Below are 23449 nucleotides of genomic sequence, written 5' to 3'. Positions count from 1 at the left end.
GAAGAGTTCCAAAAATGTCATTTTTGAAAAGCATTTCGAGAATATGACCTACGTCATATTTTCCAATCCGCTCATTTTCAACCTTTGTACCCGGTACGAAACGAGCAATTTTTATGGAGGAACTTTCTTGTTATCACTGTGGTGATACGATTAAGTCATGTGTTAGCTTTGATGATAAGTCTTTTTGCTGCAATGGCTGTAAGACCGTTTATGAAATATTTTCAGAAAACGGGCTTTCTTCCTATTACGACATGGAAGCCACACCCGGTGCGGCACCGGCACAGTTTGAAGGGAAATATGATTTCCTTAGCAATGAAAAAATTGCAGATAAGCTGCTGGAGTTCAATGACGGGAACATACAGGTTATCTCCCTGTACATTCCTCATATCCATTGCAGTTCCTGCATTTGGATCCTCGAGAACCTCAACAAGCTGAAACCGGAGATCACCGCATCACAGGTGGATTTCCCGAAGAAAAGTCTTCGCATTACCTATAATTCAGAAAAATTAAGTTTAAAAGATCTGATCCTGTTTATCAGCAGTATTGGGTACGAGCCTTACATAAGTCTTGATGACAGTGAAACCGGAAAAAAGGAGATCAACCGCAGCATCATTTATAAGCTGGGGGTTGCAGGTTTTGCCTTTGGAAATGTAATGTTCCTCTCCTTTCCTGAATATTTTGATGTCAATGAATACTGGCTGGAACAGTATAAAGGCCTTTTTAGATGGCTAATGTTTGCCTTTTCGCTCCCGGTAGTTTTTTATGTCGCACAGGATTACTTTATCTCTGCCTACAAAGGGTTGCGTGCAAAAATTTTAAACATTGATGTGCCGCTCGCTCTGGGGGTACTGGTTCTCTTTGTACGCAGCACATTAGAAATAATTTTTGACTGGGGCTCGGGCTTCTTTGACAGTCTTACAGGTCTTGTATTTTTCCTTACTCTGGGGAAATTTTTTCAGCAAAAGACTTACAATTTCCTCTCTTTTGAGAGGGATTACAAATCATATTTCCCCATTGGTATCACCCGTATAAATCCCGACGGGAAAGAGGAGAGTATACATGTGCACGATATTGTAAAGGGCGACAGGATCTTAATAAGGAACGAAGAACTTATACCAGTGGATGGTATTCTTATCAATGGCAATGCGCGTATTGATTACAGTTTTGTAACAGGAGAATCTGAAGCTGTGCAGAAGGAATCCGGAGATAAATTATATGCAGGAGGGCGGCAGGTTTCGGGCATGATCGAGATGGAAGCTCTTAAATCGGTCTCTCAAAGCTATCTTACAAAACTATGGAGCAATGATGTTTTTCAGGTTAAAAAGGAAGACTCCTTCACCTCTTTCATCAACCATATAAGCAAGTATTTCACTATTGTTTTGCTTTTAATCGCTTTTACGGCAACGGCCTGGTGGGCATTTTTGGATTTTGCCACCGCGATCAATGTCTTTACAGCAGTATTAATTATTGCCTGTCCCTGTGCGCTTGCAATGTCCACCCCGTTCACCCTCGGAAATCTCCTGAGGATCTTTGGCAACAAAAAGTTTTATCTGAAAAATGCCGGTGTGATCGAGCAACTAGCAAAAGCCGACACTTTGATCTTTGACAAAACAGGAACCATCACTTCAAATAAAAAAAGCAGCATTAGTTATGAAGGGATCACCCTTACTGCTGAAGAAGAATCTCTCCTGAAGAATACGCTTCGCGCCTCAAATCATCCTTTGAGCCGTAAATTATATGATATGCTGGCCGAATATGATATTACTGCGCCCGAAGAATTTCGGGAAGTCACAGGGAAAGGAATTGAAGCCGTACACCAAAAGCAGGCGATGAAAGTGGGATCGGCTGAATTTGTGGGGAGTACTGTGGTAGCACCAACCCTTAACACTTCGGTACATATTAGCTCGAACAATGAATACAAAGGCAGGTACGTCTTTTTCAATGAATACCGCGAAGGGGTAAGAGATCTCTTTTCTGAACTGGCCCCACATTACCACCTTTCAATTCTATCGGGCGATAATGAAGGAGAAAAGGAGAGACTTGAAAATCTGTTACCGGAAAATACTGAAATGTTCTTCAACCAAAAACCTGAGAATAAACTTGACTACATCGCCTCTCTTCAACAAAAGGGAAGAAAAACCATCATGGTGGGCGATGGTCTTAATGATGCCGGTGCCCTGGCAAAAAGTGAGGTGGGAATAGCAATTTCAGAAAATGTAAATGTCTTCTCCCCCGCCTGTGATGCTATTCTTGATGCAAGCAGGTTTGACAGTCTCTTTAAGTTCATTAAAGCTTCAAAGTCGGCAATGAAGGTGATCAAGATAAGCATGCTTCTGTCCTTCCTCTATAATGTTGTGGGTCTTTATTTTGCGGTTACTGGGCAATTATCCCCAATTATCGCGGCTATTCTTATGCCTTTAAGTTCAATAAGTATCATTGCTTTCACTACAGTATGCACTAATTTCATTGGCCGCAGGATTTAGAATATTCCCGTCAAAATTCTTATCCCTTTTCACTCTGAAAAAATTCTTATAAAAAAGTTGGAGATAAAAAGGAAAATCGGGTAAATTGGGACTGTGATTAAATTATTTGTTTCCCTGCTTTTGCAGGGAGAGCCAACGAGTAAGCAACCCCTACTTGCTTCTTGTTGTTTCACCTCCAAACGTTTCCTCCCGCCATGCTTTTTAGAAAGAATCTTTTATTGAAACTAACCGGTCTTTTATTTATAATTGGCGGAATAGTCTTACGGTTTTCTAATTTTGAATCTGCTTTCTCTCCCTTCATCTTAGGCGGACTTATTGGCGGCGGATTTGTTCTGCTTTTTGGAATAGGAAGAAAAGAAAACAGGTTTTAAAACAAGAGGTTCCAAAAATGACATTTTTGACGACCCATGAAAAAACCTCCTTACCCCGAGTATCCAAAAATAGCTTCTGAAGAGATCCTTCGCAGAAGGATTAAGCCTGAAGAACTTTCGGAAATTCTCATTATCTCCTTCTACGACGGAAAACACGCCCAAAATGGAACCGAAGCTGCAGCGATGCTTCACAGGATTGAAAATGATTGTCTCAATGGGGAAAGCATTCACTGGGGGTTACCTCTCGGAAAAATTTCAGGATGATCACTTCACTGGAGCGTTTAAACTTCAGGAAAACTAATAAAGTGGGTGAAGAAGTGCATTCAGAAATCCTGCGGAAGGGATTTATTCAGCATTAAGAAGACCAAAGAACAGGATAGGGAACAGGTACTTAATCTCTCACGGTAAATTTACAGCCTTCCGAAGTAAAGTACGTTGAGGAGCATTTGGAAAATGGAGCACAGCATCTAATGTTGAAGAAGGACCGGGCTGCATTCTTGCTTCCGGAGGACAGAAGTTTGGATTCGATTCGGGAAATTTGACAGGAGCTCACCCTGCGTTTCAAAGACTGGAAATTCAAAAGGAGCTTACGTTTTTTAGGATCTAAGAAATTCACAAAGAACCCGTTGCGAAAAAGATCGTAGTGAGGACAACCCGCCAAGCAGAAAAATTTTATAAACGGGCTTTCAAAAAAGGCATTTTACGAAAGATTTTCTTGGCGCCGGGTTTTGACCTTTGCCAGATGAAGTTGCACCTATTACCAACTAATCCTAAATTTATCAAAGGTGCTAAATATCATTATTTTACACGCACCGATTTTCTAAATTTAATTAGATCTGGCACCACGTTAGAGCAAAGGGAAATTTTGCATCATGATTTCTTAGGCAGCCTTTTAAAAAATCAGGAAAAATGGAAATGAATTCCTGGTACCAAATGAATTCCGAGGAGGTAATGAAGAAACTTGACACCTCCCCCAATGGCTTGTCAACTACCCAACACGGTAGCAGGCAACAGGAATATGGGAAAAACCTACTGCCAAAAAAAAAGAAAATAACCCTCATCAAACTGTTTTTCGCCCAGTTCCTCAACGCCCTTATATATGTTTTAATGGCAGCAGCTTTTGTTGCTCTGGTACTGGGAGAATTTTCAGATGCTATCTTTATTTTTTTGGTCCTGCTGGTTAATGCGGGCATAGGAACTTTCCAGGAGTGGAAGGCAGAAGAAAAAGCATCTGCCCTGGAAAACCTTATCAAGCTGCGCGTCAAAATAAAGAGGAACAACCAAATTAGTGTGATTGACAGTGAAGATCTAGTGCCCGGTGATGTTGTTTTGATGGAATCGGGGAACAAGGTACCGGCAGACATCAGGGTGATCGATTACAACAATTTAACTGTAGAAGAAGCTATTCTCACCGGGGAGTCAAAAGCCATAGAGAAGGACAGCAGCGCTATCAAAAAAGAAGATGTTGGAGTGCCCGATCAAACCAACATGCTGTTTGCAGGCACCACCATAACAACCGGAAGAGGTACCGGAATAGTTGTCTCTACAGGAACTGGAACCGAAATCGGGAAGATTGCATCTTCGCTTCAGGAACTTGAGACAGGCAAAGCGCCACTGGTAAAGAGAATGGAGATCTTTACGCGTAAAATAACCTATATCGTTCTTGCTGCCAGTATAGTTCTGGGAATTATGGGATATTACTTTGGCATTCCTGTAAAAGAGATCTTCTTTTTTGTAGTGGCCGTGGCAGTATCGGCCATTCCGGAAGGTTTACCTATTGCCATGACAGTTGCGCTTTCCATAGGTGGATCAAGGATGGCAAAAAGAAATGTGATCATTCGAAAACTCACTGCCGTGGAGGGCCTTGGCAGCTGCACCTTCATTGCTACAGATAAAACAGGAACACTTACTGTTGACCAGCAAACAGCAAGAATATTAATATTGCCAGGGCCAACAGCACTCAAGGTCACAGGTGAAGGTTATAATGGCGAAGGGAAAATTGTTTCACGGGGTGGTGACGAAGTAATTTTAGATCAATCGATCGATCTTCAAAACCTACTTCAGGCCGTATCCATATGTAATGAAGGCAACCTGAATTATATTGATGACAACTGGTCATTTTCCGGAGATCCCATAGATGTGGCTTTATTAGGTCTTCCTTTCAAAGCCGGAACATCCCCGGGAAAATTTCAGGCTCAAATTAAAAAGGTGAAAGAGGTACCATTTGAATCGGCCCGACAATTTGCTGCAGTGTATTATGAACAGGAGGGAACTAAGGAGCTCCAAATTGCAGTCAAAGGAGCTGTTGAGAAAATTAAAGAGCATATTGACGGTGAAAAATATGCACCTCTTTTGGAAGAGGCCGCCAAACATGCTGAAACTGGCTATCGTATAATCGCAGTTGCGGGAGGAACTGCAGATAAAGTATTACCTGCAGGAGAGCTCCCTCACCTGGAACTGTTAGGGTTTATTGCCCTTTTAGATCCATTACGTCCCGAAGCAGCACCTGCAGTGAAACAATGCCATGCCGCAGGAGTGCAGGTCGCAATGGTTACGGGAGATCATCCTGCAACTTCCCTTGCCATAGCTAAAGAAGTAGGCATTGCAAACATGCAGGAGCAAGTCATTACCGGAGCTGAATTAAGTAATATCGAGAAAACTCCCGAAAAGTTAACCGATATCCTCCGGACAAAGCGGGTTTTCGCAAGGGTCACACCGCAACAGAAACAAATGATAGTGGAATCCATAAGAGATTCCGGACATCTGATTGCGGTAACCGGAGACGGAGTAAATGATGCCCCGGCACTAAAAACGGCAAATATAGGAGTCGCAATGGGCTATGGAACAGATGTGGCAAAAGACACCGCATCTATAATTATTAGCGATAACAACTTTGCATCTATCGCTGCAGGTATTGAGGAAGGGCGTTATACCTATAGTAATTTAAGGAAAATCATTTATCTGCTCATCTCAACAGGGGCGGCCGAATTATTGACTATTGGTCTTTCCCTGGCTTTCCTGTTACCTTTGCCTTTCCTCCCCGTACAGTTATTGTGGCTTAATCTGGTCACTAACGGGATACAGGATGTTGCCCTGGCCTTTGAAGCAGGAGAGAAGAGAGTTATGCTTCAACCTCCCAGAAAACCAGATGAGCCCATTTTTGACCCCCTCATGATAAAACAAACCCTGCTCTCTGCTGCAGTGATAGCATTGCTGGCTTTTGGCTTGTGGTATCACTTGCTTAACCAACTTCATTGGGAGGAACAACCTGCAAGAAATGCGGTGCTAATGCTAATGGTTTTACTTCAGAACTTCCACACCTTTAATTGCCGGTCGGAGACCAGATCTGCATTTAGAATTCCGGTTAAAAAGAACCTGTTTTTACTTTTTGGAGTATTAGGAGCTCAAAGTCTTCATATCTTGGCTTTGCAGGTCCCTTTTATGCAAACATTATTAAGCCTCAATCCCCTGCCATCAAGGCACTGGCTGTACCTTTTTCTCTCTGCTTCTTTGATACTGGTGGCGATGGAATTATTTAAATTGTTAGTTGCTAAAAAAGAAGTTGAAAAGCAGCGAACCTTCAATGGCCGGGGCACAATAGTATAGAAACAAGAAAGGCTGCTAAACAGCAGCCTTTTTCTATCTGACATGAAATCTTCTTAATTCGAAACTTCGGTTTTAATGGCTTCAACTGTTTCCGTATTATCTACACCAAGGCCTTCCTGCTGGTGGACCAGTACTCCATCTTCATCAAATACGCTAATGATGTTGGAGTGGGAAAAATCAATGGGAGAGATCTGCTTATAACTCACTGCGAGTACGGTTGCAAATTCCCTGGTATCTTCGGGCGTACCGCGAAGGAACATCCAATGATCATCTTCCATCACATTTTCTTTAGCAAAGGAATTAAGACGTTGGGGTGTATCGGTTTCAGGATCTATGCTCACCATGATAAACTTTGTTTTGTCGAGATACTCCTCCGGCACCTGCTTTTCAATATTCCGCATATCTGCGATAAGTCGGGGACAGGCGGCTTTACAGGAAGTGTAGATCATTACCATGACCAGAACATTCCCCCGAAGGTCTTCCAGCTGAATATTCTCATTATCCTGGGTGGTCCAGGTGGAGGGCAGATTGTAGATTGAAAGTTCCGGAATTTCTCCCTTGATTTCCTCTGTATTCACTGCGACTTCTTCTTTAGCATCAGTTTCTTTCTTTCCGGCATCGTTGCACGCTGCAAAAAGTAAAACTGAAAGCATTATAAAAACAACTTTTTTCATGATCATAGTTCTGATTTTTCAATATCCTGTACACATCTAAACCCAAGGTTCTTGATTGAGTACTTTGCTTTCATACTTCCGCGGAAGGCATAGCGCATAAAAGCTGCATAGTTCATAAGATCTGTGGCGCCAACTGCGGCCCCTCCGCAAAAGAGGTTATTATCTCCCGTACTATCCTGTCGGGATTCCCCACCAATCATCACAGAGTTAAAATCTGATGTCCACTCCCATACCAACCCGTGAAGGTCGGACACTCCCCAATAGTTCCTAAAGGTATTACCTATAGTGTTTTTATATGTGTTGGGGGTTTCATACCAGCTTAAGATAAATTGATTATAAGATTTTTCTTCGCGTGCATCGGGACTGGTTTCATTTGCCATGGCTACATACTCCCACTCATCTACTGTAGGCAATCTCTTGCCCTGGCATTCGCAGTAATTCTTTGCTGCAAACCAGGAGACATTAGTCACCGGGGAATTGGGCAGCATGTCATCACCAAAGCTTAAATCATTCTTCCAGTTACGCAGGTAATTATCATCGGCAAACAGCTTTTTCACCTGTGATCTTCTCCAGCGTGGATTTTCTTCCACAAATTTTAAAAACTCCGCATTAGTGACCGGATAAACATCCATGAGAAAATCATCTACAGGAACCTCAGTTTTGGTTCCGTAGAGGGGAATAAACTCCCCTCCCTTCACCTCTACCATTGAACCAGACTGGCTGTAAGCCTGGCTCGTGATCATTATCGCGATGCAAATTGCCAATCTGGTTAACTTTTTCATACTCTAAAGATAATTATTTTACTTCTTTTACCATTTTCTGAGTAACTTCAGTCTTGTTGTTGCCCCAGTTGTTGTACACATAAGTAAGCACCGCAGCAACATCTTCATCTGAGATATTTTGTTTCGGCATGGCACTATTATAAACGTTGCCATTAACTTCAATCTCTCCGGTCAATCCAAATTTCACCACCTCAATTGCCCGGTGAACATCGGCATTCAGGTAATCTGACTCTGCAAGTGGAGGGAAAGCATTAGGAATACCTGCACCGGTAGCCTGGTGACAGGCAAGACAGCTTTGGGTATAGACCTGCTTACCTCTTTCCATCTTTTCGGCCATCGACATTTCGGCTACCTGCTCTTCGTCATTTGTTTCTTCAGCAACTTCGCTAACAGAGGTGCCGGGATTGTAAATTTTCTCTTCGATTTTACCACCAAAGACTTTTTCATTTTCTTCTCCTTCAACCTTAAGGATACCTAAAGCTCCTTTATTAAAAGCTCTAAAGATCGAGTGGTCAACCAATACCAGGTTACCTGGAACTTCAACCTTAAATTCAACAATGGCAGCGCCACCGGCAGGGATGAGTGTAGTTTGCACATTCTCATTAATCATAGCTCCACCTTCAACATATACTTTGTCAAAGATCTCCCCAATAACATGAAAGGAAGAGACCAGGTTTGGTCCACCATTACCTACAAAAAGACGTACAGTTTCTCCTACTTTTGCAGTTAAGGCATTATCTCCTGTCAATCCACCAACTTTTCCATTGAAAACTACATAATCTGCATCTTCATCAATTGCTTTGTCCATACTGAATGCCTGAAGTCCTCTTTCTCCATTCTCACCTTCGGTATAGAAATCACCCTGCATTACATAATATTCTTTATCCACCGGCTCAAGACCACCTTCGGGCTCAACAAGGATAAGACCGTACATTCCATTTGCGATGTGCATTCCAACAGGAGCGGTAGCACAGTGGTATACATAAAGACCGGGGTTCATGGTCTTAAAGGTAAATACAGCTTCGTGTCCCGGAGCTACGAAAGAAGATTCTGCACCACCTCCGGGTCCGGTCACTGCGTGAAGGTCAATATTGTGAGGTAGTTTTGAGTCGGGGTGGTTTTTTAGGTGAAATTCGATCTCATCCCCTACCCTTGTACGAATAAAGCTTCCGGGAACGGTACCATCAAAGGTCCAGTAAACATAGGTTACTCCATCGCTCATTTCCATTTCTTTTTCCACTACCTCCATATTAACTACAAGCTTGGTAGCAGCTCTTTTTCCAACCGGTCTTGGCACCAATGGAGGAGCAGTCATTTCGGCTTCACTCTCTCCATACACCTTCATTAGTTCGGGATTTTCTTTTGCAGCCACTGCCTTTTCGCAGGAGGTAAACAGACCCGCTACAAGTGCCGCCAGGAAGAAAACGTATACAATACTTCTTTTTGAATTTTTGAAATTTTTCATGATCAGATGTGTTAAATATTAATTTCAGATACAAATGTCCGAATTAAGAACACTCCTGAATATGAGCGTAATCATATATGGCTTAATTTTTTACAAATGCCTTTCTGGCAAAAACCTGATCGAAATCATATTTCCCAAAAACCAATGCCTGTAGCTTTGCCGGATAATAAATAGGTATGAGCGTCATCTATTTACTCCTTACAATAAGCATTATTGTAGCGGTATTGTTTTTCGTTGTTTTTATCCTGGCTGTACGTAGTGGCCAATTCGACGATGACTATACCCCTTCTGTGCGTATTCTTTTTGAGGATGAGCTTGTCAAAGAGAAATCAACAAAATCGAGTAAAATTAATCAAGACAATTAAAAAATGGAATTGCAACAGTTCTACTACGACAACAAAATCGTTAAAAAGTTCCTTTATGCTACCCTTTTTTGGGGAGTTATCGGAATGTCAGTCGGGCTTCTTTTGGCCTTCTTATTCCTGTTCCCTAACCTAACCGACGGAATTTCCTGGTTAAGTTTTGGACGCCTGCGCCCACTGCATACCAATGCGGTGATTTTTGCTTTCGTAGGAAATGCCATTTTTGCGGGGGTTTATTACTCCACCCAACGCCTGCTCAAAGCCAGGATGTACAGTGACATCCTTAGCAGCATCAACTTTTGGGGCTGGCAATTGATCATTATTGGAGCGGCAATTACACTCCCCCTTGGTTTTACCAGTTCAAAGGAATACGCCGAGCTGGAATGGCCTTTTGACATTGCTATTGCAGTAGTTTGGGTAGTTTTTGGTTGGAACCTTATTGCCACAATTTTCAAGAGAAGACAAAGACATTTATATGTAGCCATCTGGTTCTACATTGCAACTTTTGTCACTGTTGCAGTACTGCACATCTTCAACAGCCTTGCAATACCTGTAGGTTTATTTAAGAGTTACTCTGTATACGCCGGAGTGCAGGATGCATTGGTACAGTGGTGGTACGGGCATAATGCAGTTGCATTTTTCCTAACCACGCCTTTCCTGGGACTTATGTATTACTTTGTCCCCAAGGCTGCCAACAGGCCGGTTTACTCCTATAAATTATCTATTATCCACTTTTGGTCCCTTATCTTTATTTATATCTGGGCGGGACCACACCACTTGTTATATTCTTCCCTGCCAGACTGGGCTCAAAACCTTGGAGTTGCTTTTTCGGTGATGCTGTTGATGCCATCCTGGGGTGGTATGATCAACGGACTTCTAACTCTTCGTGGAGCATGGGATAAAGTTAAGACAGACCCTGTTTTAAAGTTCATGGTGGTAGCGATCACCGGTTACGGTATGGCAACTTTTGAAGGCCCGATGCTATCCCTAAAAAATATTAATGCTATCGCCCACTTTACCGACTGGATCATAGCACACGTACACGTAGGCGCCCTTGCCTGGAACGGGTTCCTAACCTTTGGAATGGTGTACTGGCTGGTACCAAGAATGTTCAAAACAAAACTATATTCCATTAAGCTTGCAAATGCACATTTTTGGACAGGTACTTTAGGTATCATCCTATATACTTTACCAATGTATGTTGCAGGTTTTGTTCAGGCTTCCATGTGGAAACAATTCAACCCTGATGGTACATTAGTCTACGGAAACTTCCTTGAGACCGTTACCGAGATCATTCCTATGTACTGGTTTAGAGCTATTGGAGGTAGTATGTATATAGCCGGTATGTTCATTCTTTTATGGAACGTATATAAGACCATTAAAAGTGGTAGCGAAGTTACAGACGAACTGGCCGAAGCTGCACCACTACAAAAAATTAGCAATAGAAGGCTTGCGGGAGAAGGATTCCATACCTGGTTAGAGCGCAAACCTGTTCAGCTTACCATATTAGCTACTATTGCCATCTTGATTGGAGGTATTATACAAATTGTTCCTACTATCCTGGTGAAATCTAATATTCCTACCATTACCAGCGTAAAACCATATACTCCACTGGAACTGGAAGGACGGGATATTTACATAAGAGAAGGGTGTGTTTCCTGTCACTCACAAATGATACGCCCTTTTAGAAGTGAAGTTGAACGATATGGGGAGTATTCAAAAGCAGGAGAATATGTATACGATCACCCATTCCTGTGGGGTAGTAAACGTACCGGCCCCGACCTTATGAGGGTGGGCGGTAAGTACTCAGACAACTGGCACTTTAACCACATGTATGATCCACAAAGTACCTCATCGGGTTCAATTATGCCGGGTTATAAATGGCTTATTACAGATAAGCACGACCGTTCCAATATAGAGGACAAAATGGAAGCCATGGTAGAACTTGGTGTACCTTATACAGAAGCCGAAATTGCAAATGCACAGGCTCATATGGAGGAGCAGGCAACGCAAATCCAGGAGAACCTTTATAGCGATCCAGATTTCGTAGCCACCTATGAAGCCGACAAGAAATATGCAGAAGAGCAAGGTCTTGATTTTGTGGAGATGAAAGAACGGGAGATCGTTGCCCTTATCGCATACATACAGCGTTTGGGAACAGATATTAAAGTGGTGAATTCAACAACCTCAAATTAATTATCATGCTAAAATTTGTAAAAGGACATATGGAAAGCATTGCAGGGATAGAGGTCTATCCAATACTTTCCCTGCTCATTTTTTTCATCTTTTTTGTAGCACTTTTCTGGTGGGTATTTACTGCCAAGAAAGACTACATAAGTACTGTAGAAAACATACCATTAGAAACCGATAACGACCAGACCTCATGAGACATGCCATCCCAGCCTGGATAAGAATTCCAATTTTCTTCCTCATCATTGCGGGAGCTTTAGAATACTTTATAGACTCAGGTGACAATTTTGCCTTTATTGAATTCCCAATGTTATCGCTGGTACTGACGATGATCCTGCTGTTTCTTATCGCTGCGGAATTTATTCTTGACGCAGTAGAGAACATCATGTTTCAATCCCTTTCGCCAGAAGCTAAGGAGCGCTATATGGCTGCCCAGCAGAAGCGAATGGAGAAATACGATCTTAAAAAGATCTACCGGAAACTTGCAGGTACCCGCCCCATTTCAGAAGAAAGCGATCTGGAGCTGGACCACAACTACGACGGGATCAAGGAACTTGACAATAAACTTCCACCATGGTGGCTTTATTCCTTCTATGCATCCATAATTTTCGCTTTTGGATATCTTGCTTATTACCACATTTTGGGAGGAGAAAGCCAGCATATGGAATTTGAAGAGGAAATGGTAGCAGCAAAACTGGCAGTGGAAGAGTATAAAAAAACTGCACCAGATCTTGTAGACGCAGAAAGTGTCGAGCTGCTTACCGATGCTGCAGACCTGGACAAAGGGGCCGCCATATACCAGGCTAATTGCATGGCTTGTCACGCTGCCGATGGAGGTGGTGGAATTGGGCCAAACCTTACAGACGAGCACTGGATCCTGGGAGGCGGGATCAAGAACGTATTTAATACAGTTAGTGAAGGTGGACGTGCAGGTAAAGGAATGATTGCATGGAAATCTACCCTTAGACCAACAGAGATCCAACAAGTATCGAGCTATATTTTAAGTCTACAAGGCACCACTCCGGCCAGTCCAAAAGAGGCCGAAGGAGAGATCTGGACAGAATAAATTACATTATTCAGGAGTAAAAGCAGAAGGAAGTGGAGAAACCAGGAAATAATTTTAGAGATAGAATAGGCACCATGAATGACGAAGGCAAGCGCGCCTGGGTCTATCCTAAAAAGCCAGATGGCCGGTTCTATAAATATCGTACCCGGTTAACCTGGTTCCTGTTAATTTTCCTTATTGCGTCCCCTTTTATCCATATTAATGGAAACCAGTTCATGATGTTCAATGTGCTGGGACGGGAATTTTACATTTTTGGACAACCATTCTGGCCTCAGGACTTTTACCTGGGGGTGATGGCAATGATCATTGGAGTACTCTTTGTGACCCTTTTCACCTCTGCCTTTGGAAGGATCTTCTGTGGCTGGATCTGTCCCCAGACCATCTTCATGGAAATGGTCTTCAGAAAGATTGAGTATGGTATAGAAGGCGACCGAGGAGCGCAAATGAGGCTTGATAAACAGGAATGGAACAGTGAAAAGATCAGGAAAAAAGGATTAAAATGGTTTCTGTTCTTTTTGATCTCCTTCGGAATCGCTAATGTCTTCCTGGCTTATTTAGTGGGAAGCAAAAGACTTTTACAATATGTTACTGAAGGTCCACTGGAAAACCTGAGCACCTTTATCGCTCTATTAATCTTTACAGGCGTATTCTATTTCATCTTCTCATGGTTTAGAGAACAGGTTTGCACCATAGCATGTCCTTATGGAAGATTACAAGGCGTGTTACTTGATAAAAAATCTGTAGTTGTCGCCTACGATCACAAACGAGGGGAACGCACCCAGGGAAGGTCAAAATTTAAAAAGAATGAAGACCGGGCAGCACTTGGAAAAGGGGATTGTATTGACTGCTTACAATGTGTAAACGTTTGCCCTACCGGGATTGACATCAGGAATGGAACTCAGCTGGAATGTATCAACTGTACTGCCTGTATTGACGCCTGTGACATTATAATGGAGAAGGTAGACCTGCCAAAAGGGCTCATTGGTTTCTATTCTGAAGAGAATATCGAAAAGGAGGAGAAGGTTAGGTTCAATCCCAGGATGAAAGGATTTGCTGCCATTTTGTTTGTATTGGTGGGGATCCTTTCAGGAATGTTGTTTATAAGGACAGATGTCGAAGCGACAGTTCTAAGACTTCCGGGACAGCTTTATGAGACCCAGGATGATAATGTAATTAGCAACGTATATACCTTTAAACTAATAAACAAAACGATGAGCACATTTGACGATGTGCATTTCGAATTACTCTCGCACGACGGAAAAATTGAATCTGTAACTCATGATAAAATCTTGGTGCCCGAAAAAGGGCTTGCAGAGGGAACTTTATTTATTAAGATCCCCAAGGCTTTGCTGAAGGATGAGAAGAACAGTGTGGAGATTGGGATTTATAATGGAGAGAAGCTTTTAGAAACTACTAATACAAATTTTATGGGACCAAGAAGTTTTAGGTAACTTCCCATAAGAGCCGAAAAAAGAAAAAGATGCTGGTAAAAGAAATATTGTCTGAATTACCCACCGCTACAAAAATTGTGGTGAGAAGATTTGATCAGGAAGCAGGCTCTCATGTTTTGGCTATTGGTCTAAACAAAAATGTGATACTGCATGAGCATAAAAGTGATATTCCTGCCAGGATTTTGGTTATCATGGGAAGCATCACCTATATAGCAGAAGGAAAAAGAACTTCTCTTGGCCTTTATGACGAACATGTAATCCCAATTGGCGAGTATCATTCTGTAGAACCACAGGAAGACAGCATTTTCCTGGTAATAAAAAAATAAGATTATGAAAATATCCTGGGGTACAGCCATTGTTATGGCTATGATTAGCTTTATCGCTTTTATCATGTTCTTTGTTATAACAATGAGCACAGATGATAAATACAGCCATGACCTTGTTGTGGAAGAATATTATAAGACTGAGCTTACTTTTGAGGACCAACTGGATAAGACCAGGAACGCCACAAAATTGTCAGAAAACATCAATCTAAAAAAAACTCCTGAAGGACTGTTGGTGACTTTCCCCCAGGAATTAACAGCATCAAATATATCGGGAAATGTGTTCCTTTACCGGCCGTCAAACAAGCAGTTGGACTCTGAGATTCCTCTCTCATTGTCTTCACATCAATTGCTCGTACCTGAAAGAAGCTTGATTGGCGGCCGCTGGAACATTATTATAGACTGGAAGTACCAGGGTGAAAAATTCTACTTTAAAGAAGAAATCATTTATTAATGCTTTATTCTGCCTTCATATTAGGTATCCTTGGAAGTTTTCACTGTATTGGCATGTGTGGACCTATAGCTTTTATGCTACCGGTCTCACGTGATAATAAAGTACATAAATTCTTCCAGATCTTTCTTTACCACATAGGAAGGCTTTTATCATACAGTATAATTGGACTTGCCTTTGGATTGATAGGAAAAAGCCTGAACCTCTTTGGCATTCAGCAGCAGTTGTCAATAGGAATTGGAATCCTTATGATCCTGGTGATCCTCCTGCCTTCCAAAAAACTACAGAAATACAATTTTTCACAACCTTTATATCGCCTTGTGGGGAAAGTCAAATCCTCCCTGGGAGCAGCCCTGAAGAAAAAAACCCCCGATACCTTTTTAACAATAGGATTTCTCAATGGTTTTCTACCCTGCGGCCTAGTGTATATGGCGGTGTTTGGTGCCATCGCAGCCGGTGGTATTACAGAAGGTAGTCTTTATATGTTGCTGTTTGGTATGGGAACTATTCCCCTAATGACCACAGCCGTATACTTTAGCAGCTTGTTGGGTGGCAAACTGAGAAATAAGGTGCAGCGGTTGATCCCTGCTTTTGTAGTCCTAATGGGGCTGCTCTTTATAATGAGAGGAATGGGTCTGGACATACCCTATCTATCTCCAGCCCCTGCAACGGCTATGGTGGAAGCCTCCGCCAGTTGCCACTAATTCTCGAGTCTTTGTATAATCTGCTCTTTTGAAGTAGAAATCTTTCTGCCTTCCGGACATATTTATCCGGTTTTTCATTTAAGCGCAGCCCACAATTGTTAAAATTCATTAAAACTATGTATCAAAAATCCTACTTTTTGGACCTTTGCGGCAAAATAGGATGGAAGAAATATGAGCATTATCAGCTTTTTGGAGGAGCTACAGGGAAAAATAACCGCCAATGCTCTCATTTTGCTGCTATTATAAGAAAAGTTAAAATGAACTTAAATTTATCTAAGACAGGCACAAGAATTTCGTCGAAACCTGACCCGCGTCATACTACATCCTTCATTTCTACCCCATCTTTGTACCATAATTAAAAACAAAAATCATGAAAACAACAAAGAAATTTTCCTTAGGACTTGTAAGCTTCCTTCTAATGGTTTTTTCAGTTCAAACCTCAATAGGACAGAACTTCAATATCAATAAAGGAGCATCAAATCTAAAAGTACTGGGAACATCAAACATCCACGATTGGGAAATAGATGCAAAAGATTTCCAGGGAAACCTTAAAGCTCAATTAGAAGACGGACAATTGGTAAAGATTGATGAGTTAAACTTTGCTGTTGTTGCCGAAAGCCTTAAGAGTGGTAAAGGAGGAATGGATAAGAACACTTACAAAGCCCTTGATACCGATAAGCACCAGAGGATCACATTCCAACTTCAAAATGTAAAGAACATCGATTGTACCTCCAAAACAAATTGTAAAGTAACCACTTCCGGATACCTTACTATCGCAGGAACAAAAAAATCGGTAGACCTAACTTTTGACGCAAAAGTAACCGGGGATAAAATAACATTGTCTGGAAACCACAAACTAAAAATGACAGATTTTAAAGTGGACCCTCCAACAGCAATGTTTGGTACAATCACCACCGGCGATGAAGTAAACATCAAGTTTCAAACTGTATTCACTAAATAATTCAAATCAAACACAAATTTTAAAATTCAACTATCAACTTTTTAATTTATCAAAATGAAAAACTTAATTAAATATTCCGGTATTGCTCTCTTGATGGCCATAGGTTATCAGGCTCAGGCACAAGATGTAGATGTATTGGTTGTGGAAGATGAAAACACCACTTTCTGGGACAGAAGCCTTCCTAACTATAGATATCCAGATCAACGCGGCATCAGCACGTTCGAACCAAACAAAGACATCGTTTATGGTGATTTTGAAGGAGTACAGGTGAGACTGGGTGGAGCATTCGCACTACAATTCCAGGGACTTGACCAGGAAAACACTGCCAATACAGTACATGAACTAGGTAAGGATTTCAACCTTGCTACTGCAAACATGACTTTTGACATTTTGCTTGCAAAAGGAGTTAGAGTGCACCTAAACACCTATCTTTCTTCTCAACACCACCCGGAAGCTTATGTAAAAGGTGGATACCTTCAGGTAGACAATCTTGACTTCATCAGCGAAGGTCTGGCTTCGGGTCTAATGGAGCACTTGAGAATAAAGTTTGGTCACATGGAAAATAACTATGGTGATGCTCACTTTAGAAGATCTGATAACGCAATGGCTCTTTACAACCCATTCGTTGGTAACTACCTAATGGACAGCTTTACTACCGAGGTAGGTGGGGAGATTTATTACTTCAATGAAGGATTCCTGCTTATGGGAGGTTTCACTAACGGAAAATTGAACCAAAGTACAGTTGGAGAAGGTCACACCAGCCCATCTTGGATAGCTAAAGTTGGATATGACAAGCAAATCTCTGAAGATTTCAGATTTAGATTGACAGGATCTCTATTCCACGCTCCACATAACAATGGAAGAGGTATTTACCTTTACAGTGGAGACCGCGCAGGTTCAAGATACTACAATGTTATGTCTGGTCCTGACGGTGGAGACGGCTTTAGAGCTGGTAGAATCAACCCAGACCTTAAGAACGAAATGACTGCTTTCATGATCAACCCTTTCATCAAAGTAGGTGGACTTGAATTCTTCGGAATCTACGAATCTGCATCTGGAAAAAAAGTATCTGAAACAGATGACAGAACTTTCAACCAATATGCCGGTGAACTTATCTACAGATTTGGTGCAACTGAAGACTTCTACGTAGGTGCACGTTACAACACTGTAAACGGTGAACTGGAAACTGGTGATGATGTTACTATCAACCGCTTCAACGTAGGTGGTGGATGGTTTATGACCAAGAATATCCTTACAAAAGTTGAATATGTAAACCAGGAGTATAACGACTACCCAACAGGAGACATCCACCAAGGAGGAAAATTCAACGGATTCAACATTGAAGCAGTAATTAGCTTCTAAACATAAGATTCGTTTGAACTAGCCGAAAATGGGGGAATTTAATTCCCCCATTTTTTTTATCTTTAAAAAAATGAAAAAAATTGCGTTTGTATTATTGGTGCTTTTTTGTGGTGCGGTAACACACGCACAGGACTTCCAAAAAAGAGAAATTACGGTTCTGCCTTCCAGCGACCTTACAATCATTGGAGATTCAAACATTGCAGCTTTTCAATGCGAGTTTAACAATTCCTATCTTCAAGACTCTCAGAATATTTCCTATAGCCAAACGGGGAATAAGATCGAATTTCAAGGAGCTGTTCTTATTCTTAATAACAAAGGTTTCGACTGTGGAAGCAAAGGCATCAACCGGGACTTTCACGATCTCCTGGAGTCCGATGTCCATCCACAAATACTCTTAACCCTCAACAAAGTTGTTCTGTCTTCGCCTCAAAAAGGAATGGCAACTGTTGGCATCACCATAGCAGGAAAAGAAAAATTTTATGAGGTGCCTGTAACCATCAAGAATGCTGCAATAGCACAATTTAAAGGAAAACTCCTGTTAAACATTAAAGACTATGGATTGGAGCCTCCAAAAAAGCTCTTCGGAATGATCGTCGTAAAAGATGTAATTGAAATTAAATTTGATCTTCTTGTAAAAAAATAAGCACTATGGAATTATTATCTGCTGCCGAAGCTGTATCACATGTAAAAACGGGGGATAGGGTCTTCTTCCAGGGAGCGGCTATGACCCCAAATATTCTTATTGAAGCCCTTGTTGACCGCTACAAAGAAATTAAAGATGTAGAGATCTTCCACATCCATACCGAAGGACCTGCCCGTTACACCCAAATTCCATACAGGGAATCCTTCAGGCTTAACAGCTGTTTTGCAGCCGGAAATGTAAGGGATTCAATAAACTCCGAATATGGAGCTTATATCCCAATTTTCCTGAGTGAGATCCATTTGCTATTCAGAAGAAATATTTTACCGCTGGACGTAGCCTTTATACAGGTTTCCCCTCCAGATAAACACGGCTTTTGTTCCCTTGGAGTATCGGTCGATATTACGCTGCCTGCTATACAGACTGCAAAAAAAGTCATTGCACAAATTAATCCGCAAGTGCCAAGAACCCACGGCGACGGAATCATACATATAAGCAGGATCACGGCCGCAGTAGAGACAGATGTGCCATTACATGCGCATGAACCTACAGAAGCTTCTGAAATTGAGAAGCAAATTGGAAAAAATGTAGCCGAACTTATTGAAGATGGTGCTACCCTGCAAATGGGAATTGGCGGAATCCCAAATGTAGTCCTCCATAACCTCATGAACCATAAACGTCTGGGAATACATACAGAAATGTTTTCTGACGGAGTTTTACCCCTTATTGAAAAAGGTATTATTACAGGAGAAGAAAAAGAAGTAAAAACCGGTAAAATTGTTACTTGCTTCGCTCTGGGATCGCCAAAGTTATACGATTTCATCGATGATAATCCCATAGTTCATTTCAAGGAGGCCGCATATACCAATGACACTGCAATAATTAGAAAAAACCCAAAGGTTACCGCCATTAACAGCGCAATTGAAATTGATCTTACCGGTCAGGTTTGTGCAGACACGATTGGCACCTACCAGTACTCCGGCGTTGGGGGGCAAATGGATTTTATTCGCGGTGCTTCACTTTCTGAAGGTGGCAAGGCTATTATCGCGCTGCCATCCATTACGGCAAAGGGAATTTCAAAGATCGTCCCCAACCTTAGAGAGGGAGCGGGTGTTACCACCACCAGGGCTCACGTACACTATATCGCTACTGAATACGGAGTGGTGAATCTCTACGGAAAAAACCTCAAACAGCGGGCTAAAGCTCTTATTTCCATAGCTCACCCCGATCACAGGGAAGCTTTGGAAGAGGAAGCTTATTATAGGATCAACAAAACTCGGTAGCCAAAAAAGCTTTCTTAAACAGGCATTTTTGAGTACCTTTATTATGCTTAAAAAAGGAAAATATGAAAAGTAACTTTAGCGAAATCATTAAGGACGACAAACCCGTACTTGTAGATTTCTTTGCCGACTGGTGTGGCCCGTGTAAAACGCTCGCTCCTATTCTAAAAGAAGCCAAAGCCGATTTGGGTGAAAAGGTTAAGATCGTAAAGATCGATGTGGATAAAAATCAAGCCCTGGCCGCAAAATATCAAGTGCGGGGGGTGCCTACATTGATCCTTTTTAAGAATGGAGAACAATTATGGAGACAATCGGGCGTAGTTCCAAAAGGAGATCTGGTTCAGCTTATCAACTCCCACCAGTAGGTCTATGATAGATGAAAACCTGTTGCTTAATCACGGGGCAAAAAGAGTGACCTTTTCCAAGGGGGACCAGTTGTTTCGGGAAGGAGAGAGCGCCCTTAATTTCTACCAGATAGCTTCAGGAGAAATAAAAATGAATAACTACAATGAAGACGGAAAGGAGTTCATTCAGGGTATTTTTTCAATAGGTCAAAGTTTTGGAGAACCACCACTGCTGGCAAATGTAAAGTATCCTGCAAATGCCGAAGCTATTTCAGATTCCGAAGTTTTTCAGCTTACAAAAGAGCAATTCCTTGAACTACTTTCCTCAAATCCCCGGGTACATCTAAAAATTACCGAAACCCTGGCAAAACGACTTTACTACAAAGCCATTATGGTTTCAGAAATTTCAAGTCAGGAACCGGAACATCGTATCTTAAGGATAATTGATTATTTAAAACACGTGGATAAGGTGGAAGGCCAGTTTGCATACCGGCTGGATCTTACCCGGCAGCAACTTGCCGATCTTACAGGCCTAAGGGTTGAGACTGTTATCAGGGCCACAAAGTCCCTGGAGAAGAAGGGAGAACTACAGATAAAGAAAAGAAAAGTTTACCGGTAAAATCTCATAATCAACTTTTTATGATTATTATCAGGGACAACAATGTCCGCTTTTATGATCCTAATCATATGATCTCCTCACCTATCGCTTTAATTTTACCTCATAATTAAAATGATAATGGTATGAGACTTTATAACGATCTTTACAAGGATTTTGAGGAACTTTATGTAGGATATTCTGCGGTAGCTGTAATTCTTTCAAGTTGTTTAGGTGCAGCTGCGGCTATGGTAATATTGATGAATGGGCACGATTTTCTGCAAATGTTCCAGTTATTCCTGGTAGTTGCAGTATGTATGGTCTATCTTGTGACAGTGCTGGCACAGTTGAAGCCTAAATTTGTATTCAATACTTTGATTGTGAGTTTACTGGTAAGCGCCATCCTGCTTTTGATCAATGTGGCAATGCGCTACTAAGAGAAAGAACTTTTTATGAAAAATGATATACAAAACCGGGAGGATGTTTTCCTCCTGGTTTCTACTTTTTATACCAGAGTAAGAGCCAACCAAAAAATTGGGCACTTCTTTAATGAGATCATTGAAGACTGGCCGACGCACCTGGAAAAGCTTACTGACTTTTGGGAAACCAATCTCTTCATGGTAAGTAAATTCAGAGGAAATCCTATGAGGGCTCACAAAATGGTAGATCGGGAATTCAACAACAGTATTGAGCAGGAACATTTTGGGGAATGGCTTAACATGTGGTACCAAACCATTGATGAACTATTTGAGGGAGACAGGGCAAACATTGCTAAAAACAGAGCAAGAAATATGGCGCACAATCTCTTTATGAACATTTATATGAGTCGGGAGCAATAGCTGTTAATTCCAGCCACCAATTTCAAAGTTTCAATATACTGGTTAGCGCGAGGAGTCTTCTTCTACCAATCCCGGCATAATCAAATGCATTCAGTGAGGCAAATCCTCTCACTAATCCTATACCTTTTTTTATCCGGTTAACCTGAGCAAATTTTTAATTATGGAAATTAAACGTTGACCGGGTTATTTAGCTTTTAGAAGTTAAATTACTGTTATTGATCGGTAAAGCCTTCCACACAAATCTTATCTTTTAAAGAAATAAAAATTTAAATTATGGAATTACAAGATAAGGTGGCGGTAGTTACCGGCGCCAGCAGTGGAATAGGTAGAGCAATAGCAAAAGCGCTTTCGGAAGCCGGTTGCAAGGTGGCTTTAGCCAGCCGCAGTGTAGATAAGCTAAGAGATCTACAGGAGGAGTTAAAACACAAAAGCCTTGTAGTACGCATGGATGTCAAAGATTCAGAAAGTGTTCAGGGTGCTTTTAAAGATATCTGGGACGAATTTGGAGAAGTGCATATTTTGGTGAATTGCGCAGGAGTAATGCCCCTCACCTATTTAAAGAACCAGCATTTGGAGGAGTGGCTGGAGACAATTGAAGTCAATGTAAAAGGAACACTAAGGTGCATCAACGCCGTCCTGCCTGCAATGAAAAACCAACTGGATGGTCACATCGTGAACATAGCATCTGTTGATGGAATAGAAGTCTTCAAAGGCGGTGCGGTCTATGGAGCTTCCAAAGCGGCGGTCATCGCTCTTTCCCGGGCTATGAGAATGGAACTCTCTCCCGAATTCAACATACGGGTTACTTCCATTGAACCGGGAACAGTGGCCACACATCTAAGGGATGATATCACCGACAAAGAACTGCTGGATGAAAAAAATTATTCTGAAGATGAGCCTAAACTAGATCCAAAGAATATTGCCGATGCAGTTCTATATGCAGTCACCCAACCAGATTCGGTTAATGTTAATGAACTATTGATAAAACCCACAGGCAAGGCTTAAAGGGTTAAAAAAGTGTTATTTGGAAAGCCTTTAACGCAGGATAATTCAATTCTTCCCGATCTTGCTATTGAATCTTAAAAACCAACAAAAATGGACTTGAAGAAAAATGCAACAGATGCAGGTGAAAAAGTAGTAAAATTATGGGCTGCTAAAAAAGGACTTCAGTGGACAGGAAGTCTCCTTAAGTGGGGTGCCATTGCTGGAGCCGGATATTTCGCCTATACTCTTGTAAGAGACAATAAAGACGAGATCAAAGCAAAATTATCTTAAGATAGACAACTGTTGATAGTTGAAGGCTGCGGGAAAAATTTTAATCAGTTATTATGACTGTATTAAAGATTTTCCCGACGGCCTTTTTCGTTTTTAAATTTCCTGGTTTCTGGTCTCTGTGCTTAATCGGAAGAGGAAAAAAATTTGCGGAATGAAGAAGCGAAATGAATTTTAAAATCATCTTTTTGGAATATTCTTCAGGTCATTTTTATAAGTCGAACTCGG

Annotated in this window: 25 protein-coding genes; 22 read left to right on the top strand and 3 right to left on the bottom strand. The window is 41.5% G+C overall.

Annotated features, from left to right (window positions below; all coding sequences use genetic code 11):
- Positions 1-113 precede the first annotated feature (113 nt).
- The 4 genes from LA313_RS14235 to LA313_RS14220 all read left to right on the top strand — a co-directional run bounded on the left by LA313_RS14235 (position 114) and on the right by LA313_RS14220 (position 6460).
- Entirely contained in the window at positions 114-2483 is a 2370-nt protein-coding gene (locus LA313_RS14235; RefSeq protein ID WP_228916149.1) for a heavy metal translocating P-type ATPase, read from the top strand.
- Positions 2484-2890: 407 nt separating this feature from the next.
- The gene (locus LA313_RS14230) at positions 2891-3118 is read left to right on the top strand and encodes a hypothetical protein (protein WP_228916147.1); all 228 of its coding nucleotides are present in this window, start codon (positions 2891-2893) and stop codon (positions 3116-3118) included.
- Between the two features lie 379 nt (positions 3119-3497).
- Complete coding sequence (locus LA313_RS14225; RefSeq protein ID WP_228916146.1) at positions 3498-3773, top strand: hypothetical protein; 276 nt, start codon at positions 3498-3500, stop codon at positions 3771-3773.
- A complete protein-coding gene (locus LA313_RS14220) occupies positions 3764-6460 on the top strand; it encodes a cation-translocating P-type ATPase (protein ID WP_228916144.1) in 2697 nt (898 codons plus the stop codon). The genes LA313_RS14225 and LA313_RS14220 overlap by 10 nt, the downstream gene beginning before the upstream one ends.
- 53 nt (positions 6461-6513) lie before the next feature.
- On the opposite strand, the gene LA313_RS14215 is transcribed toward LA313_RS14220, so the two are convergent.
- From LA313_RS14215 to nirK, 3 genes are read right to left on the bottom strand one after another with little or no spacing between them, the layout of a single operon-like run.
- Positions 6514-7134, bottom strand: a complete 621-nt coding sequence (locus tag LA313_RS14215; RefSeq protein ID WP_228916387.1) for an SCO family protein — start codon at positions 7132-7134, stop codon at positions 6514-6516.
- 2 nt (positions 7135-7136) lie between these two features.
- Positions 7137-7916 carry a formylglycine-generating enzyme family protein gene (locus LA313_RS14210; RefSeq protein ID WP_228916142.1) on the bottom strand — a complete coding sequence of 260 codons (780 nt, stop codon included), beginning with the start codon at positions 7914-7916 and terminating at the stop codon, positions 7137-7139.
- A 13-nt stretch (positions 7917-7929) separates the two neighbouring features.
- Positions 7930-9381, bottom strand: a complete 1452-nt coding sequence (nirK, locus tag LA313_RS14205) for a copper-containing nitrite reductase (RefSeq protein ID WP_228916140.1) — start codon at positions 9379-9381, stop codon at positions 7930-7932.
- Between the two features lie 176 nt (positions 9382-9557).
- On the opposite strand from nirK, the gene ccoS reads away from it, so the two are divergent.
- From ccoS to LA313_RS14115, 18 genes are all read left to right on the top strand, one after another.
- The gene (gene ccoS, locus LA313_RS14200; RefSeq protein ID WP_228916138.1) at positions 9558-9746 is read left to right on the top strand and encodes a cbb3-type cytochrome oxidase assembly protein CcoS; all 189 of its coding nucleotides are present in this window, start codon (positions 9558-9560) and stop codon (positions 9744-9746) included.
- Between the two features lie 3 nt (positions 9747-9749).
- Positions 9750-11939: a cytochrome-c oxidase, cbb3-type subunit I gene (gene ccoN / locus LA313_RS14195; RefSeq protein ID WP_228916136.1), complete on the top strand. Its 2190-nt coding sequence runs from the start codon at positions 9750-9752 to the stop codon at positions 11937-11939.
- Between the two features lie 5 nt (positions 11940-11944).
- Positions 11945-12130 (top strand): CcoQ/FixQ family Cbb3-type cytochrome c oxidase assembly chaperone, encoded by a 186-nt coding sequence (locus LA313_RS14190; protein ID WP_228916133.1) that lies wholly within the window; start codon positions 11945-11947, stop codon positions 12128-12130.
- A complete protein-coding gene (locus LA313_RS14185; protein WP_228916131.1) occupies positions 12127-12999 on the top strand; it encodes a cbb3-type cytochrome c oxidase N-terminal domain-containing protein in 873 nt (290 codons plus the stop codon). The genes LA313_RS14190 and LA313_RS14185 overlap by 4 nt, the downstream gene beginning before the upstream one ends.
- A gap of 74 nt (positions 13000-13073) precedes the next feature.
- Positions 13074-14450 carry a cytochrome c oxidase accessory protein CcoG gene (gene ccoG, locus LA313_RS14180; protein WP_255702536.1) on the top strand — a complete coding sequence of 459 codons (1377 nt, stop codon included), beginning with the start codon at positions 13074-13076 and terminating at the stop codon, positions 14448-14450.
- A gap of 29 nt (positions 14451-14479) precedes the next feature.
- Positions 14480-14776: a hypothetical protein gene (locus tag LA313_RS14175; protein WP_228916127.1), complete on the top strand. Its 297-nt coding sequence runs from the start codon at positions 14480-14482 to the stop codon at positions 14774-14776.
- 4 nt (positions 14777-14780) lie between these two features.
- Positions 14781-15227: a FixH family protein gene (locus LA313_RS14170; RefSeq protein WP_228916125.1), complete on the top strand. Its 447-nt coding sequence runs from the start codon at positions 14781-14783 to the stop codon at positions 15225-15227.
- Positions 15227-15928 (top strand): sulfite exporter TauE/SafE family protein, encoded by a 702-nt coding sequence (locus LA313_RS14165; protein WP_228916123.1) that lies wholly within the window; start codon positions 15227-15229, stop codon positions 15926-15928. The genes LA313_RS14170 and LA313_RS14165 overlap by 1 nt, the downstream gene beginning before the upstream one ends.
- Positions 15929-16298: 370 nt before the next feature.
- A complete protein-coding gene (locus LA313_RS14160; protein ID WP_228916121.1) occupies positions 16299-16889 on the top strand; it encodes a YceI family protein in 591 nt (196 codons plus the stop codon).
- A gap of 54 nt (positions 16890-16943) precedes the next feature.
- Complete coding sequence (locus LA313_RS14155; RefSeq protein WP_228916119.1) at positions 16944-18251, top strand: hypothetical protein; 1308 nt, start codon at positions 16944-16946, stop codon at positions 18249-18251.
- Positions 18252-18321: 70 nt separating this feature from the next.
- A complete protein-coding gene (locus LA313_RS14150; RefSeq protein ID WP_228916116.1) occupies positions 18322-18894 on the top strand; it encodes a YceI family protein in 573 nt (190 codons plus the stop codon).
- Between the two features lie 5 nt (positions 18895-18899).
- On the top strand, positions 18900-20174 hold the full coding sequence (locus LA313_RS14145) for an acetyl-CoA hydrolase/transferase family protein (RefSeq protein ID WP_228916114.1): 1275 nt from the start codon (positions 18900-18902) through the stop codon (positions 20172-20174).
- 62 nt (positions 20175-20236) lie between these two features.
- On the top strand, positions 20237-20536 hold the full coding sequence (trxA, locus tag LA313_RS14140) for a thioredoxin (protein WP_228916112.1): 300 nt from the start codon (positions 20237-20239) through the stop codon (positions 20534-20536).
- 4 nt (positions 20537-20540) lie between these two features.
- On the top strand, positions 20541-21134 hold the full coding sequence (locus LA313_RS14135) for a Crp/Fnr family transcriptional regulator (RefSeq protein ID WP_228916110.1): 594 nt from the start codon (positions 20541-20543) through the stop codon (positions 21132-21134).
- Positions 21135-21256: 122 nt separating this feature from the next.
- The gene (locus LA313_RS14130; RefSeq protein ID WP_228916108.1) at positions 21257-21547 is read left to right on the top strand and encodes a hypothetical protein; all 291 of its coding nucleotides are present in this window, start codon (positions 21257-21259) and stop codon (positions 21545-21547) included.
- 15 nt (positions 21548-21562) lie between these two features.
- Complete coding sequence (locus tag LA313_RS14125; protein WP_228916106.1) at positions 21563-21949, top strand: group III truncated hemoglobin; 387 nt, start codon at positions 21563-21565, stop codon at positions 21947-21949.
- A gap of 273 nt (positions 21950-22222) precedes the next feature.
- Positions 22223-22954: an SDR family oxidoreductase gene (locus tag LA313_RS14120; RefSeq protein ID WP_228916105.1), complete on the top strand. Its 732-nt coding sequence runs from the start codon at positions 22223-22225 to the stop codon at positions 22952-22954.
- Between the two features lie 90 nt (positions 22955-23044).
- Complete coding sequence (locus tag LA313_RS14115) at positions 23045-23224, top strand: hypothetical protein (protein ID WP_228916103.1); 180 nt, start codon at positions 23045-23047, stop codon at positions 23222-23224.
- The last annotated feature ends 225 nt before the right edge of the window (positions 23225-23449 follow it).

The organism is Salinimicrobium sediminilitoris (assembly GCF_020866905.1).
GTDB classification, from domain to species: domain Bacteria; phylum Bacteroidota; class Bacteroidia; order Flavobacteriales; family Flavobacteriaceae; genus Salinimicrobium; species Salinimicrobium sediminilitoris.
Note: the sequence above shows the minus strand (reverse complement) of the source record. Positions and strands in the feature narration are given on the sequence as shown.

Excerpts from the sequence above, each read along its gene's own strand:
- LA313_RS14235 (WP_228916149.1), top strand. The coding sequence starts at position 114 with ATGGAGGAACTTTCTTGTTATCACTGTGGTGATACGATTAAGTCATGT.
- LA313_RS14230 (WP_228916147.1), top strand. The coding sequence starts at position 2,891 with ATGAAAAAACCTCCTTACCCCGAGTATCCAAAAATAGCTTCTGAAGAG.
- LA313_RS14220 (WP_228916144.1), top strand. The coding sequence starts at position 3,764 with ATGGAAATGAATTCCTGGTACCAAATGAATTCCGAGGAGGTAATGAAG.
- LA313_RS14215 (WP_228916387.1), bottom strand. The coding sequence starts at position 7,134 with ATGAAAAAAGTTGTTTTTATAATGCTTTCAGTTTTACTTTTTGCAGCG.
- LA313_RS14210 (WP_228916142.1), bottom strand. The coding sequence starts at position 7,916 with ATGAAAAAGTTAACCAGATTGGCAATTTGCATCGCGATAATGATCACG.
- nirK (WP_228916140.1), bottom strand. The coding sequence starts at position 9,381 with ATGAAAAATTTCAAAAATTCAAAAAGAAGTATTGTATACGTTTTCTTC.
- ccoS (WP_228916138.1), top strand. The coding sequence starts at position 9,558 with ATGAGCGTCATCTATTTACTCCTTACAATAAGCATTATTGTAGCGGTA.
- ccoN (WP_228916136.1), top strand. The coding sequence starts at position 9,750 with ATGGAATTGCAACAGTTCTACTACGACAACAAAATCGTTAAAAAGTTC.
- LA313_RS14190 (WP_228916133.1), top strand. The coding sequence starts at position 11,945 with ATGCTAAAATTTGTAAAAGGACATATGGAAAGCATTGCAGGGATAGAG.
- LA313_RS14185 (WP_228916131.1), top strand. The coding sequence starts at position 12,127 with ATGAGACATGCCATCCCAGCCTGGATAAGAATTCCAATTTTCTTCCTC.
- ccoG (WP_255702536.1), top strand. The coding sequence starts at position 13,074 with ATGAATGACGAAGGCAAGCGCGCCTGGGTCTATCCTAAAAAGCCAGAT.
- LA313_RS14175 (WP_228916127.1), top strand. The coding sequence starts at position 14,480 with ATGCTGGTAAAAGAAATATTGTCTGAATTACCCACCGCTACAAAAATT.
- LA313_RS14170 (WP_228916125.1), top strand. The coding sequence starts at position 14,781 with ATGAAAATATCCTGGGGTACAGCCATTGTTATGGCTATGATTAGCTTT.
- LA313_RS14165 (WP_228916123.1), top strand. The coding sequence starts at position 15,227 with ATGCTTTATTCTGCCTTCATATTAGGTATCCTTGGAAGTTTTCACTGT.
- LA313_RS14160 (WP_228916121.1), top strand. The coding sequence starts at position 16,299 with ATGAAAACAACAAAGAAATTTTCCTTAGGACTTGTAAGCTTCCTTCTA.
- LA313_RS14155 (WP_228916119.1), top strand. The coding sequence starts at position 16,944 with ATGAAAAACTTAATTAAATATTCCGGTATTGCTCTCTTGATGGCCATA.
- LA313_RS14150 (WP_228916116.1), top strand. The coding sequence starts at position 18,322 with ATGAAAAAAATTGCGTTTGTATTATTGGTGCTTTTTTGTGGTGCGGTA.
- LA313_RS14145 (WP_228916114.1), top strand. The coding sequence starts at position 18,900 with ATGGAATTATTATCTGCTGCCGAAGCTGTATCACATGTAAAAACGGGG.
- trxA (WP_228916112.1), top strand. The coding sequence starts at position 20,237 with ATGAAAAGTAACTTTAGCGAAATCATTAAGGACGACAAACCCGTACTT.
- LA313_RS14135 (WP_228916110.1), top strand. The coding sequence starts at position 20,541 with ATGATAGATGAAAACCTGTTGCTTAATCACGGGGCAAAAAGAGTGACC.
- LA313_RS14130 (WP_228916108.1), top strand. The coding sequence starts at position 21,257 with ATGAGACTTTATAACGATCTTTACAAGGATTTTGAGGAACTTTATGTA.
- LA313_RS14125 (WP_228916106.1), top strand. The coding sequence starts at position 21,563 with ATGAAAAATGATATACAAAACCGGGAGGATGTTTTCCTCCTGGTTTCT.
- LA313_RS14120 (WP_228916105.1), top strand. The coding sequence starts at position 22,223 with ATGGAATTACAAGATAAGGTGGCGGTAGTTACCGGCGCCAGCAGTGGA.
- LA313_RS14115 (WP_228916103.1), top strand. The coding sequence starts at position 23,045 with ATGGACTTGAAGAAAAATGCAACAGATGCAGGTGAAAAAGTAGTAAAA.